Consider the following 12,909-nt stretch of genomic DNA (forward strand, 5'->3'; position numbering starts at 1 on the left):
CCGAGCGCGGACAGCGTGACGACCGCACGTCATGACGGCGGCGTGGCGGCAAGGTCCTCCTCGGCCCAGACGACCTTGCCGCCGGAGACGGAACGGGCGCCCCACCTGCGGGCCAACTGGGCGACCAGGAAGAGGCCCCGCCCGTTCTCGTCGGTCCAGCTGACACGGCGCGGACGGGGGGAGCAGAAATCGGTGTCGGCCACTTCGCAGGTCAGGACCTGGTGCTGGATCAGACGCAGGACGATGGGGCCGGTGCTGTACCGGACGGCGTTGGTGACCAGTTCGCTGATGATCAGTTTCGTGGTGTCCTCAAGGTCCTCCAGACCCCAGGCGCTCAACTGGCCCGCTGCCACGCGCCGGGCGCGATGGACCGCGGTCCGGTCGTTGGGCAGGGTCCAGGACGCCACCTGGGCGGGGCTGAGCGAGCGGGTCCGGACGAGCAGAAGGGTGACGTCGTCGGACGGGGGCCGGCCCGGGAACGACTCCACCGCCCGGGTGCAGAGGTCTTCCAGGGAGCGACCGGGTTGGGCCAGGGCGCTGCCGAGGCGGTGCATTCCCACGTCGATGTCCTGGTCGCGGGTTTCGATCAGGCCGTCGGTGTACAGGGCGAGGAGGCTGCCTTCGGGCAGTTCGAGTTCCACGGCCTCGAACGGGTTCCCCATGCCGAGTCCGAGCGGTGTTCCCGTCGGCAGGTCCGGGAAGGTGACCCGGCCCTGCGGATCGATGATCGCGGGCGGGGGGTGTCCGGCCCCTGCCATGGCGCACTTCCGGGTGACCGGGTCGTAGACGGCGTACAGACAGGTCGCGCCCGCGACGGCGGGGATCTGGTCCGGCGCGTCGACGTCCTCCTCGGCCAGCCGCTGCACCGTGTCGTCCAGATGCGCCAGCAGTTCGTCGGGCGGCAGTTCCATGTCGGCGAGCGTGCGGACGGCCGTGCGCAGCCGGCCCATGGCCGCCGCGGCGTGCAGACCGTGACCGACCACATCACCGACGACCAGGGCCACCCGGGCACCGGACAGCGGGATCACGTCGAACCAGTCGCCTCCGACGCCGTTGTCCATGTCGGCGGGCAGATAGCGGGATGCCGCCTCGACCGCCGTGCCGCCCCGCAGACGCTGCGGGAGCAGGTTGCGTTGGAGCGCGAGGGCCTCGGTCTGCTCACGGGCGTACTGGCGGGCGTGGTCCAGCGACAGCGCGGCACGGCTGACGAGTTCTTCGGCCAGGAGCAGATCGCCCTGCTGGAACGGCACCGGATCCTCGGTGCGGACGAACAGGGCCACGCCCAGCACAGCGCGCCGGGTACGGATGGGGACGATCATCATCGAGTGCATGCCGTTCTCGTGGATCTTCCGGGCCCGTGCCGGATCCCGGGCGACCCATGTGCCCTCGGCGGTGTCCATGATCGGCTCCAGGTAGGAGCGTCCGGTGCGCATGACGTCGGTGAGGGGTGAAGCGGGCGGCACCGGGACCTGTTCGCCGCGCAGCCACGGTGATTCGGGGACGCCCGGCCGGATGGAGGCCAGACCCGCGCGCCGGAAGACCGGCGGACGTTCCCCCGCCGGGCCGACGCGGACCGGCGGCCCGGCGCCGAACGGGACCGACTGCTCCAGGTCGACCGCGACGTAGTCGGCGACCAACGGCACTGCGAGGTCGGCCAGTTCCTGGCTGGTCCGCATCACATCGAGGCTGCTGCCGAGGCGCGAACCGGCCTGGCCGAGGACGGCCAGGCACTCGCGGGTGCGCCGGCTCTCGGTGATGTCGACGCTGATGGCGCACACCCCCAGTGGCTCGCCGTCGGCGCCCTGGAGGCAGAAGAACGAGGCCGAGAAGGTGTGTTCCCGGCGCAGGCCCGTCGCCAGCCACGACCGGTACTCGTGCACCCGGGTGGTACCACTGTGCAGCACCTGACGCATCACTGCCTCAAGGGCTTCGGCCTTGGCGCCGGGCAGCGCTTCGGAGAACCGGTGTCCGAGGCGTCGGTGGGGCCCGATGCCGTCGTGGCTCTCCATCGTGTCGTTCACCCAGGTGCACCGCAGGTCCGGGTCACGCACGACGATGCCGATCTGAGCCCGGGCGAGAAGCGGCGCCCCCACTGCTGCCTTCACCGCCTGCCCGGACAGCGCGCCGGTCACGGACACCAACCAGCAGGCGGTTCCCTCCCGCCCGCGCACCCTGGAGACACGCAGGCCGGTGTCGACGGTCCGGCCGTCCCGGTGGCGCACCGCCGTGGTGCCCGACCAGCCGTTCTGTGCCATGCAGTGGTCGACGTACGCCGATGTCGTCGGCGCGTCCCCGAAGGAGGGCAGTATCAGCGCGGCGGACCGGCCCACCACGTCGCTCGCGCAGTATCCGGTGAGCCGCTCGGCGGTCCGGGTCCAGCCGGTCACCGTCCCCTGCTCGTCGAGGAGCGCGAACGCCGAGTCGATCGTGTCGGGCGTGTCCGGCTGCTTTTCGGGCGTCGCGTCGTCAGTGCTGGTCATCTAGCTCGTCCTCAAGTGGGTCGGGGGTGCGGGAATGAGCCGATGCGCGAATGGCTGCGGGCAGCACACGTGGGGACATGTCCCGTTCGCGCCTTTGCGGAATGGACCGGACAGCGCGCTGATCTGTGACGACGCCCGAACATGCGGTCTGAAACCCCATCCTGTCAGCCGAGGCCGACCGGCTCGGTCGCTCGTCCGGGACGGGAGGACCGGCGACATGACGAGCATGGCGAGCGCCGGCCGGCTCGGCCCGGACGCATGCGGTCGCGTTCTCCTGTCACACATCGGCGGGCCACTCGGTCAGTCAGGTGGAGCTGCAGATCCGCAGACCCCGTACGACAAGGAGATCATCGTGGAATCGCGTCTCGACTACTTCGGCAACCCGTTCGGGGCGAAGGTGCTCAAGCACATCAACTCGGCCGGCAAGGCGATTACGGACTCGGCGCTGCCGATCGTGATCCAGGAACTGGTGAAGCTCCGCGCGAGCCAGATCAACGGCTGCGGCTTCTGCACCGACATGCACAGTAAAGACGCCGCACACGCCGGGGAGACCCAGCAGCGCCTCAATCTGGTGGCCGTCTGGCGGGAGGCGAAGGTCTTCACCGAGGCCGAGCGCGCCGCACTCGAACTGGCGGAGCAGGGCACCCGCATCGCCGACGCGGCCGGCGGAGTCACCGACGAGGCATGGACCGCCGCGGCCAAGCACTTCGACGAGGATCAGCTCACCGCCCTGATCTCGCTCATCGCCGTCATCAACGCCTACAACCGCATCAACGTCATCAACCAGCAGCCCGCGGGCGACTACCAGCCCGGCCAGTTCGGCTGACCGAACCGCAGGACCTTCCACACCTGTGGCCGATGTCACCACGTCAGCCACACCATCGGCCGCCGGTTGTGTCCATGAGGCCATGCCCGTCGGCCCATCGGGGCAGCGGCCGACGCCGCCGCTGCCCCATCGGTACATCGCCGGCCCGCCGACGCACACACAGGGGTGTCGGCGTGTCGTACCCGGACCAGGTCTTTTGAGGAGACAGCGGTCCGGTTCCGACGTGGCCCGGGCTGCGCACTCTCGTACGGCGCGCTGACGCCGTGGGAAGCCTTTCCCACCGTGTCACCCAGGCCGCAGAACTCCACACAAGGGAAAAACATGTCCAGCTCAACCCCACCACATTTCACGGACCGGGTAGCCGTCGTCACCGGCGCCGGCTCGGGTATCGGCCGTGCCACGGCGATCGCCCTGGCCGAGGCAGGGGCTCACGTCCTCGGTGTGGGACGCCGCAGGGAAGCTCTGGAGGAGACGGCTCAGGGCCACCGGAACATCGTGGTCCTGCCGCTCGACATCCGCGGGGAGGGGGCCGCCGACGTCGTCGTGGCCACTGTCCTTGAGCGGTGGGGGCGACTCGACCTGCTCGTGAACAATGCCGGCACCACTGCCGTGATGCCCCTGGCGGAGACCGACCGGTCGGTCATCTCCGATCTGTTCGACCTCAATGTGACGGCTCCGAGCCTCCTCGCCCATGCGGCGCTGCCACACCTGCGGGACTCCTCGGGTTCCATCGTCAACGTATCCAGCACGTACGGTCATCGCCCGCTTCCCGGAGGAGCCCACTACGCGGCCACCAAGGCTGCTTTGGAACAGCTGACGCGGAGCTGGGCACTTGAGCTCGCGTCCGAAGGGGTACGGGTGAACGCGATCGCCCCCGGCCCCACCAAGACGGACGTCCTGGCCGCTGCCGGTCTCTCGCCGGACACCGTCGACGAGATGCTCGACCAGGAACTCCGCCGCATCCCGACGGGCCGGCTCGGCGACCCGGAGGACGTCGCGGGCTGGATCCTGTACATCGCCGATCCCCGGGGCCGGCACATCACCGGTCAGATCCTGACGGTCGACGGGGGACTCGAACTCGTCTGACCTTGCTCGCGGCTTCGGCCCGGACCCGACCCGCCCCGACCCGCGGACCTCAGCGGTCCGAGTCGCGGCCCGTCTCCTGCTCCTGCCGAGTTTCCCGGGCGGGTCGGCAGGCCACAGCCCATGGGTGGCCACGGCTGAGAACAGCGCTGTGAGCATGCCGTACCCGACATCGGTGGGACCCGTGCCGCGACCGGCCGTCCCGCCGGGGATCGGAGCCCGGCGGGACGGGCCGTGCAGGTCACGCGGGAGGTCAGGCGGCGGGACGCGGGGCACGCAGATGCGCGCGTTGTGCCAGTTCGCCCTCGTCGACCAGTTCGAGCATCGGCTTGCCCGGAGCGCACATCATGGTCACGACGAACCGGGTCCGCGCGTCCGACAGCGCGTTGCCGTCCTGGTAGTGGATCACGTCACCGCCCGGCTCCCAGAACGTCCCACCGGCCTCGACCACCCGCTCGGGCTCGCCTTCGAGCTCGAACCGGACCGCGCCCTCGATGACGTATCCGAACGCCGGCCCCGAGTGCCGGTGCGGCGGGGTACCCGGGTCACCGGGCTCCCACTCCACGTGAATGGTCATCGCCGAGGCACCCTCGGGGATGGTGAGCGGTGCGGCGTCCTGCAGCAGCTTGGGCGCCGTCTTCCAAGCATCCGAGCGGGGCTGCGATCCCGTCCCGTTCGCCGAGTCCTTCTTCGACATCGTCTTGCACCTCCATTGGTCCGTCTGGTCCACCGCGCCCTGGGGCCGGCACACCGTCTGCCGGGCGCGTGTCGGCGTATCCGGTTCCCGTGGCCGTCTCCCACTGGTGACCGAGCACGTCGTGCATCTGTGACATGGGTCATGGGTAGCTGCATCGGCTCATCGCGAAACATGTGCGGGGCCGGGGTGGGAGCGGCGAAGCACGGTGTGCGGCCTCGGCGGTGGTGGGCAGGGGCAGGCCACCGTTGTTGCCTTTGCGGGCTGCGGTGCCGAGCCTTCGAGGACGGCCTCACGCCATGGCACGGAGCCCGTCGGCGCCGTGGCTCAGGAGTGGCTCAGGACTGGTCCCGTGCCGCGTCCTGGCCCTGGGGGCCGCCGTTGAAGAAGTCGATGAATCCGAACGGTGCGCGCTCGCCGAGGCAGAGGTCCAGCATGTCGTGCGCCTCGGCGTAGACGGGTTCGGTACGCGTAAACAGCGCCTCTTCGTAGACGGTGAGAGCCGCCTCGAAGTCGTCCGGGTGAGCGGCGATGGCCTTGCCGAGTTCGGCGCCGTCGAACATCGCCAGGTTCGCGCCGTCACCGGACGGCGGCATCAGGTGCGCGGCATCGCCGAGGAGCGTCACTCCGGGCACACGTTCCCATCGGTGTCCGTCCGGAAGCGTGTGGATCATGCGTGCGACCGGAGCGGTCTCGCCGTCGGTGATCAGTGCGGTGAGTTCTGGGGCCCACCCGTCGAACTCGGCCGCGACCCGAGCCGTCGCGGCTGCGGCGTCGGTGAAGTCGGTGGCGGCGATCCACTCGGCGGAGCGGTTCAGCATGACGTACGTGTGGAGGATGTTCCCCGCCTCGCGGTGCGCGACGATCCCCTTGCCCGGAGTCAGTGCGTACATCGCGCCCACACCGACCGCCTCGGCCGTCGCGGTGTGCCGCTGGTCGGCGTCGTACAGATAGGTGTCTATGTACGTCGTGCCGGTGTACTCGGGCTCGGCGCCGGAGAGCAGTGGGCGGATCTTCGACCAGGCGCCGTCGGCGCCGACGAGGAGGCCGCTGGTGACGGTCGTGCCGTCGGCGAAGGTCAGTTCGTGTCGGCCGTCGCCGAGGGGCCGGACACCGGTGACCTTGTGTTCCCACCGGACCGTCTGCCCGGGCAGGGAGTCGAGCAGGATCCGGCGCAGGTCTCCGCGGAGCACTTCGGGACGCCGCCCCGCGCCGTCGTCGGGGGCGTACAACAGCACCTTCCCGTGCCGGTCGAGCACACGCGACGCCTCGGCGCCTTCGTGGATGATCGCGCGGAACTCGTCGATGAGGCCGGCGTCGGCGAGTGCGCGCCGCCCGTCGTCCTCGTGGATGTCGAGCTGCCCGCCCTGCGTGCGGGACTTCGCTGACGGGTCGGCCTCGAAGACCGTCACGGGGATGCCGTGGACGTGCAGGACCCTGGCGAGGGTCAGGCCGCCGAGGCCGGCACCGACGATGGCGATCGGGTGGTGGTTGGTGTTCACGGGCTTCCTCGTCACTGTGCGGGCGGCACGCCGGACCTCTGCCCGGCGCCCATATGGTCCGGTGTTCCATAAGCAATATGGAACACCGGACCAGACTGTGTCAAAATGCGGTCATGCAGCGGACACGAGGAAGAGCACCCAGCGGGGGGCGGGCCGGCGCCCTCTCACAAGAGCTGATCGTCGGCGCGGCCGTTGTGCTGCTGGACGAGCACGGCGAGCGGGGGCTCACCTTCCGGCTGCTGGCCAAACACCTGAACACCGGACCCGGCGCGCTGTACTGGCACGTGACGAACAAGGACGTGCTCGTCGCGCTGGCCGCCGATCAGGTGCTCGGCGGCGCCTTCGCCGCGGACACGTACCCCGAGGAAGACGCCGGATCGGGGCTGCGCGCGCTTGCCATCGCTGTCTTCGATGCCCTTGACCGGCACCCCTGGGCAGCGTCCCACGTCAACGCGCCGCCCACACTGGAGAACGCGCTGCGCCTGCTCGACCGCATCGGCACCCTTGTCGCCCGAACCGGGCTGCCCGCCGAACGGCATTTCGCGGTCTCCACCGCGATCTCCTACTACATCACCGGAATCAGCGCCCAGATCATCGCCCCACGCGCCACCCCCGACGCGACCACCAGCCGCGACGCCTTCCTCGCCCAGACCGCCGAACGCTGGGAAGCACTCGACCCCGCCGACTACCCCTTCCTGACGCGCACCGCCCAGGACCTGCGCGACCACGCCGACCGCGACCAGTTCATCACCGGCCTCGACATGCTCCTGGACGGCCTGAACACGGCCGCGGACCCGCGACCGCCCGCATGATGCCGCGCTGAGGGGGCGTCCGCTCCACCGGGATCGACCTCGCCGATGTCGTACGGCAGGCTGCTCTGCGCTCCGCGGAACGTGCGGCGCTGCCTCCGGATGGACCCCAAGTCCCCGTGGTAGCCGTTCCGGACCGGCTGGTGGGCGCCTGAGCGGTCACCCCCGAAACGGTCGGGCGCGTGCGAACGCTCCGGCAGGCAGGGTGAACACCGAGGCGTGGCACCTGCGCCCGCGCAGCCCGTGGCGGCGTCGCTGGGCGTCGCGCGCTGCAGTCGTGAAGCGCCCGTGCGCAGTGGCCGCCTGGGCAGCCGGCCTCTCTCCACGGCTGTGCCCGCATGGCCCCTGACCTCGCGTTCCAGCCTCCGGCATGACGGCGCGCGACCTGCTGCGACGGCGTCTAACATGGTGCTGCGGAACGGGAGGACAGGCATGCGCGCTGGGGATGAGGCGGACTCGCTCGACCGGGCTACGAAAGATTTCATGGCGGCGCGTCCCCGGCTGTTCGGCATCGCCTACCGGGTGCTCGGCAGCGCGGTGGAGGCCGAGGACATCGTCCAGGACGCATGGCTGCGATGGCAGAACGCCGATCGCAACGCCGTCCACGAGCCGTCCGCTTTCCTGGCGACGATCACCACCCGCCTGGCGATCAACTTCGCCCAGTCCGCGAAGGTACGGCGCGAGTCGTACGTCGGGCCGTGGCTTCCCGAGCCGGTCGACACCAGCGCGGACCCGCAGTTGGGCGCGGAACGGGCAGAGGCCCTCGACCTGGCGGTTCTCTTCCTTCTGGAGAAGCTGAGCCCCGTGGAACGAGCCGCCTACGTACTGCGGGAGGCATTCGACTACCCGTACCAGCGGATCGCGGACATCGTCGAGACGAGCGAGGGCAACGCTCGTCAGCTGGTCAGCCGCGCCCGCAAACACCTGTCGGCGGAACGCAGCGAACCGGTCGACCCCGGCGCGCACCGGCAGTTGTTGGAGGTGTTCCTCGCCGCGGCGCAGACCGGCGATCTGTCGGCGCTCGAAAAGGTCCTCACGGCGGACGTGGTCAGTTACGCCGACGGCGGCGGCGCACGCGGAGCGTCCAGGATTCCGGTGGTGGGGCGGGTACGTGTCTCCCGTTACCTGGCCGCTTTCGCGCCGCGCTTCTGGCCTGAGTCGGAAATCCGCTGGGTCGAGGCCAACGGCAGGCCGGCCGTCCTCGTCGGGTCGTCCGACGGACACCCGGTGGCCCTGCTGTCCGTCGATGTGTCGGCGCAGGGCATTGAACGCATCATCTGGGTGATGAATCGGGCGAAGCTCGATCCGTACGTGGCGTCGCTGGGCGGCTGAGGCCCCTGCGGGCCGACTGTGTGCGCGCCCCTGTCACAAATGGGGAAGCCGTCCTGTCTTCAGTGGCAACGGGGCAAGCGACGTCGTCCCGCTGCCACCTGCGTCCTTGTACCCGACGGCCGTGAGCCGTGCGACGGGGCGCCCTGCCCGAGGGGAAGACGGATGAATACGCGCCCCGTGTCCATCAGCGAAGGCCGACGGCTCGCCCGGTCCATCGCTGTCGGTCCGCATGTGCTGGCCGCGGACGAACCTCAGCCCGTCAGGACGGATACCGGCCCCACGCCCGCGGAGCTGCTCCTGGCCGCGCTCGGCTCCTGCACCTCGTTGGCCGTCCGGACCTTCGCGGACCGGCGCGGCCTGCCGCTCGACCACGTCGCAACTGCTGACGGTCGCCGGGCGCTGTCCCGTACAGCGTCTTCTGGCCCGAGGCGCCGTGGTGGTGACGGTCCCCACGATCGTGACGAAGCCCCAGACGTCCCACGGCCCGGCACTGCCTCAGTGACACATGTCCTGGTGCCTGGGAGTGGTTCATCGCACGAACCGGGCGCCGCGTGCCGCACCCTGAAAATATCCGAGAGGAACACGTCATGAAGGTCGTAGTGATCGGTGGAACCGGGCTCATCGGTTCGAAGGTGGTCGCCCAGCTCAATGCGCACGGTCATGAGGCGGTGGCGGCCTCGCCCAACACCGGTGTCAACACACTGACCGGCGAGGGTCTGGCCGAGGTTCTGCAGGGCGCGTCGGTCGTGATCGACGTGTCCAACTCACCCTCGTTCGAGGACGAGGCCGTGATGACGTTCTTCCGTACGTCCACGACCAACCTGCTGATGGCGGCGGCCAAGGCCGGGGTGACCCACCACGTGGCCCTGTCCGTGGTCGGCACCGAACGCCTGCAGGAGAGCGGGTACTTCCGCGCCAAGCAGGCCCAGGAGGAGCTGATCAAGGCGTCTGGCATCCCCTATTCCATCGTCCACGCCACGCAGTTCTTCGAATTCGTGAAGGCCATCGCCGCCGAGGCTACCGAGGGCGACACCGTGCGTCTCGCTCCCGTGAAGTTCCGGCCCGTGGCCTCCGACGACGTGGCCGCGGCGGTCGGCCGCACCGCGGTCGGCGACCCGGTAGGGGGCGTGGTGGAGGTCGCAGGCCCCGACGAGTTCCAGCTGGACCAGCTCATCCGCGAGGGCCTGGCCGCCGAGAAGGACCCTCGCACGGTGGTCGCGGACGCGAGCGCCCGTTACTTCGGTGCGGTACTGGAGGACACCACGCTGGTGCCGGCCCCGGGTGCGCACATCGGCGAGATCCGGTTCACCGACTGGCTCAGCTGAAGCTCTGCGTCTGGCGCCGGACGGCCGGTCCGGGCCGAAGCCGCACAACGGCTTCCTGCGGACCGGCCGATCGCTGCCCGACGGGTGTGATCGGCTGACGGCTGGAAACGCGTCGCATCGTCGCTTCCGGTCCGCAGGATGCTCCGCAAGAACCGCTCTAGTACTGGCAGGAAGCCGCGAAGTCGTCGATGTCGACGCCCGAGGCGGCCCAGGAGTCCGGCACGTCGATGCTGACGCGCAGGACCAGCGGGCCGCCCCGCGGGTACATGTCCCCGGTCTGGTAGACCGTCCAGTCGGTGCCCGGGGTGATCACGCGGTCGTAGTAGGCGGCGTGGTCGTCGAAGACCTCGACGCGGTAGGTGCCGGTGCCGCGCCCGAGGTTGTTGTGCCGGACCCAGATCTGGGCGGCGCAGCTGCTCGTGCTGGAGTAGACGGGGAGACGGATCGAATACGACGCCGTGCCGTGGTAGGCGCTCAGGACGCCGAAGACGGTTCCGCCGTGGGCGCTGGTGCTGCCGAAGGTGAACGCCTGGCCGTCGCCGGTCACGGACCGGGTCCAGGCGGACTGCTGGGTGGCGCCTTCGAAGCCGTTCTGGGTGTAGACGGTGTTGGCGTGGGCTGAGCCGGCGAGGCCGACGCAGAGGGCGGCCGCGGCGGCGAGGGCGGAGAGGGCGCGGACGAGCACGCGGAGTTTCATGGCTCAGGGGTACCGGGGCGGGGTCCGCCCCGACCATCCGTTTCACTGATAAACCGCCCGAACGAGGGGTCGGGCGGTGGTACCGGAACCGCCTGCCCCGTCGAACGCACCATGCTGGCGGGGCGGTTACTCCCCCGGCGCTTCCGACACGAACTCAATCGGACGGCGTGACCGGCGACCGCATGCCGAGCCACTGCTCGGCGTCCCAGGCGTGGAACCGCTCTACTTCGGTGAACCCCAGCTTTGCCGCGAGGCGCATCGAGGCGACGTTTGCGGTCTGGGTGGCGAGCACCACCGGCTCGCCGGGAAGGACGCCGTCGATCCAGTCGAGTGCCGCCGCGCACGCCTCGGCGGCGTATCCGAATCCCCATGCCCGCGGCAGGAACAGGTAGCCGAGATCGGCCTTCCCCGCGGCAGCCGGGCGATGGTTCTCCGATGCTCTCCTGAGCAGGATCTGGCCGATCATCGACCCGTCGAGTTCAACGACGAAACTTCCGGGCCACCGCTCGGGAACCTCGGGCAGCTCGTGCTCAAGCTCGTCACGCGGGCGGGGACCGCCGAGGTAGGTGTGCACCTCTGGCGAGGCGAGCAGTTCGATGAACGGCGCACGGTCCCGGGTCTCGGCCTCACGGAGGACGAGCCGCCCGGTCTTTATCGGCTCAGGCGGCCAAGCCTCAAGATTCAGTTCTGCCATCCGCGCACGCTAACAGCTGGTCAGTTCGACCGACCGGGAAACACTTCGCTGCCCCGCCCGCAGGGGCGGCCTCGCCACGCGGTACGGCAGGACCGCAACCATCTGCCTCGTCGAGGTCGATGCGGCGAGGGTCTTCGCGACCAACCGCAGGGCGTGCATGTCCATGCATAGGGCGTGTGTGCCCGCGCACAGGGCACATGTGTCGGCACATAGAGCGGGTGTGTCCGCACATAGGGCGTGATGTCCGCCGCACGGCATGCCCGCCCTCCCCCGCGGAGATCTCGGCTTCCGTGCCCCCGCCGCCCGGTGCCGCGGGTCCGGCGGCTACCGTCCCTTCCGGGAGAGTCGGCCCGGCTCCCCCGGAGAAGCGAAGGAGGACGATCATCCGCATGGTTGCCGGCACCGTGACCCACCTGGCGGCCGCGTCCCTCCCGGAACCCGCCCTGGGGCGTCTGCTGTCCTCCTGGCAGCTCGACGTCCCCGCGCTGCTGCTGTGCGGTGCCCTGGGTGCGGCATACGGCTGGGGGGTGCTGCGGCTGCGCCGGCGCGGCAGGTCGTGGTCCGCCGCGCGTCTCGCCGCCTTCGTCGTGCTGGGACTCGGCACGCTGGTGGTGGCGACGATGTCGGGGCTGGCCGTGTACGACCGCGTACTGTTCTGGCCGGCCGCCGTGCAGAACGTCCTGCTCGATCTGCTCGCGCCCCTCGGCCTGGCCCTCGGTGATCCCCTGCGGCTCGCCGTGGAGGCCCTGCCGCGGACCACCGCGGTGCGCGTCCGCCGGGCGATGACCGGCAAGGTGGTGCGCATCCTGACGTTCCCCCTGGTCAGCACGGTCCTCGTGCTCGCCACCGAACTCACGGTCTATTTCACGCCGTACTTCGCCACCGCGCTGCGCCTGAGCTGGCTGCACGAGCTGATGTACCTGAATCTGCTGGCGGCGGGCTGCCTGTTCGTCGTACCGGTCCTCACCCGCGAGCAGACACTGCCGTCCTGGTGCACCCATCCCGTACGGGCCGCCCTGGTGTTCCTCGACGGCCTGGTCGACGCCGTGCCGGGCATCGTGGTCATGACACACGGCACACTGATCGCGGGCGCCTGGTATCTGCACCACGCACCGCCCTGGGACACGAACGTCCAACACGACCAGCAGACCGGTGGCGGCGCGATGGTGGGCATCGCCGAACTGGTGGCACTGCCCTTCCTCCTGGCCGTCCTCGCCCAGTGGGCACGCACCGAACGGGCCCGCACGGCAGCGCTCGACCGCCGTCTGGACACCGAACTCGTTCCCGTTCCCGCGCCGCCGGCCGACCCCGGGAGTCCGCTCGCTGCCGCGGCGGACCGCGTGCGGCCATGGTGGGAGACCGAGCGGAACGAAGTGGCCGACCGGATCCGGCGCCAGCGCCGGGGCGACTGAGCCGGGCGCCGCGCTCGGTGCGGGGTGACCGGCGCCGTCGGCTTGTCATGTGCCC

Annotated in this window: 12 protein-coding genes; 7 read left to right on the forward strand and 5 right to left on the reverse strand. The window is 70.3% G+C overall.

The annotated features are described in order from the left end of the window. Positions 1–29 precede the first annotated feature (29 nt). Entirely contained in the window at positions 30–2,480 is a 2,451-nt protein-coding gene (locus ACFYPJ_RS26150; protein ID WP_389021802.1) for a SpoIIE family protein phosphatase, read from the reverse strand. Between the two features lie 352 nt (positions 2,481–2,832). Here ACFYPJ_RS26150 and ACFYPJ_RS26155 point away from each other — a divergent pair, with 352 nt between their 5' ends. Both ACFYPJ_RS26155 and ACFYPJ_RS26160 read left to right on the forward strand, forming a co-directional pair. After that, positions 2,833–3,306, forward strand: coding sequence for a carboxymuconolactone decarboxylase family protein (locus ACFYPJ_RS26155; protein ID WP_389021806.1), 474 nt, complete (start codon positions 2,833–2,835; stop codon positions 3,304–3,306). 321 nt (positions 3,307–3,627) lie between these two features. Continuing rightward, entirely contained in the window at positions 3,628–4,392 is a 765-nt protein-coding gene (locus ACFYPJ_RS26160) for an SDR family NAD(P)-dependent oxidoreductase (RefSeq protein WP_389021809.1), read from the forward strand. Positions 4,393–4,642: 250 nt separating this feature from the next. On the opposite strand, the gene ACFYPJ_RS26165 is transcribed toward ACFYPJ_RS26160, so the two are convergent. Further along, positions 4,643–5,086 (reverse strand): cupin domain-containing protein, encoded by a 444-nt coding sequence (locus tag ACFYPJ_RS26165; protein ID WP_389021811.1) that lies wholly within the window; start codon positions 5,084–5,086, stop codon positions 4,643–4,645. A 335-nt stretch (positions 5,087–5,421) separates the two neighbouring features. Then, positions 5,422–6,585 carry an FAD-dependent oxidoreductase gene (locus tag ACFYPJ_RS26170; RefSeq protein WP_389021814.1) on the reverse strand — a complete coding sequence of 388 codons (1,164 nt, stop codon included), beginning with the start codon at positions 6,583–6,585 and terminating at the stop codon, positions 5,422–5,424. Positions 6,586–6,698: 113 nt separating this feature from the next. Between ACFYPJ_RS26170 and ACFYPJ_RS26175 the strand changes: the two genes are divergently transcribed. The 4 genes from ACFYPJ_RS26175 to ACFYPJ_RS26190 all read left to right on the forward strand — a co-directional run bounded on the left by ACFYPJ_RS26175 (position 6,699) and on the right by ACFYPJ_RS26190 (position 10,051). Next, positions 6,699–7,397: a TetR/AcrR family transcriptional regulator C-terminal domain-containing protein gene (locus tag ACFYPJ_RS26175; protein WP_389021817.1), complete on the forward strand. Its 699-nt coding sequence runs from the start codon at positions 6,699–6,701 to the stop codon at positions 7,395–7,397. 429 nt (positions 7,398–7,826) lie between these two features. Beyond that, positions 7,827–8,726, forward strand: a complete 900-nt coding sequence (locus ACFYPJ_RS26180; RefSeq protein WP_389021819.1) for an RNA polymerase sigma-70 factor — start codon at positions 7,827–7,829, stop codon at positions 8,724–8,726. Between the two features lie 162 nt (positions 8,727–8,888). Continuing rightward, on the forward strand, positions 8,889–9,317 hold the full coding sequence (locus ACFYPJ_RS26185; protein ID WP_389021822.1) for an OsmC family protein: 429 nt from the start codon (positions 8,889–8,891) through the stop codon (positions 9,315–9,317). Continuing rightward, on the forward strand, positions 9,314–10,051 hold the full coding sequence (locus ACFYPJ_RS26190) for an SDR family oxidoreductase (protein ID WP_389021825.1): 738 nt from the start codon (positions 9,314–9,316) through the stop codon (positions 10,049–10,051). The genes ACFYPJ_RS26185 and ACFYPJ_RS26190 overlap by 4 nt, the downstream gene beginning before the upstream one ends. 157 nt (positions 10,052–10,208) lie before the next feature. Here ACFYPJ_RS26190 and ACFYPJ_RS26195 read toward each other — a convergent pair whose 3' ends face one another. Together ACFYPJ_RS26195 and ACFYPJ_RS26200 are read right to left on the reverse strand one after the other, a co-directional pair. Then, complete coding sequence (locus ACFYPJ_RS26195) at positions 10,209–10,748, reverse strand: hypothetical protein (RefSeq protein WP_389021828.1); 540 nt, start codon at positions 10,746–10,748, stop codon at positions 10,209–10,211. Positions 10,749–10,902: 154 nt separating this feature from the next. Next, complete coding sequence (locus tag ACFYPJ_RS26200) at positions 10,903–11,442, reverse strand: GNAT family N-acetyltransferase (RefSeq protein ID WP_389021831.1); 540 nt, start codon at positions 11,440–11,442, stop codon at positions 10,903–10,905. A gap of 389 nt (positions 11,443–11,831) precedes the next feature. On the opposite strand from ACFYPJ_RS26200, the gene ACFYPJ_RS26205 reads away from it, so the two are divergent. Next, complete coding sequence (locus tag ACFYPJ_RS26205) at positions 11,832–12,854, forward strand: cytochrome c oxidase assembly protein (protein ID WP_389021834.1); 1,023 nt, start codon at positions 11,832–11,834, stop codon at positions 12,852–12,854. The last annotated feature ends 55 nt before the right edge of the window (positions 12,855–12,909 follow it).

Origin of the sequence: Streptomyces sp. NPDC006012, assembly GCF_042871185.1 — a bacterium.
In the GTDB taxonomy this organism is placed as follows: domain Bacteria; phylum Actinomycetota; class Actinomycetes; order Streptomycetales; family Streptomycetaceae; genus Streptomyces.

Bases quoted from the DNA above. Each gene is read 5' to 3' on its own strand.
- ACFYPJ_RS26205 (WP_389021834.1), top strand. From the start codon at position 11,832: ATGGTTGCCGGCACCGTGACCCACCTGGCGGCCGCGTCCCTCCCGGAA.
- ACFYPJ_RS26160 (WP_389021809.1), top strand. From the start codon at position 3,628: ATGTCCAGCTCAACCCCACCACATTTCACGGACCGGGTAGCCGTCGTC.
- ACFYPJ_RS26200 (WP_389021831.1), bottom strand. From the start codon at position 11,442: ATGGCAGAACTGAATCTTGAGGCTTGGCCGCCTGAGCCGATAAAGACC.
- ACFYPJ_RS26180 (WP_389021819.1), top strand. From the start codon at position 7,827: ATGCGCGCTGGGGATGAGGCGGACTCGCTCGACCGGGCTACGAAAGAT.
- ACFYPJ_RS26150 (WP_389021802.1), bottom strand. From the start codon at position 2,480: ATGACCAGCACTGACGACGCGACGCCCGAAAAGCAGCCGGACACGCCC.
- ACFYPJ_RS26185 (WP_389021822.1), top strand. From the start codon at position 8,889: ATGAATACGCGCCCCGTGTCCATCAGCGAAGGCCGACGGCTCGCCCGG.
- ACFYPJ_RS26165 (WP_389021811.1), bottom strand. From the start codon at position 5,086: ATGTCGAAGAAGGACTCGGCGAACGGGACGGGATCGCAGCCCCGCTCG.
- ACFYPJ_RS26195 (WP_389021828.1), bottom strand. From the start codon at position 10,748: ATGAAACTCCGCGTGCTCGTCCGCGCCCTCTCCGCCCTCGCCGCCGCG.
- ACFYPJ_RS26175 (WP_389021817.1), top strand. From the start codon at position 6,699: ATGCAGCGGACACGAGGAAGAGCACCCAGCGGGGGGCGGGCCGGCGCC.
- ACFYPJ_RS26190 (WP_389021825.1), top strand. From the start codon at position 9,314: ATGAAGGTCGTAGTGATCGGTGGAACCGGGCTCATCGGTTCGAAGGTG.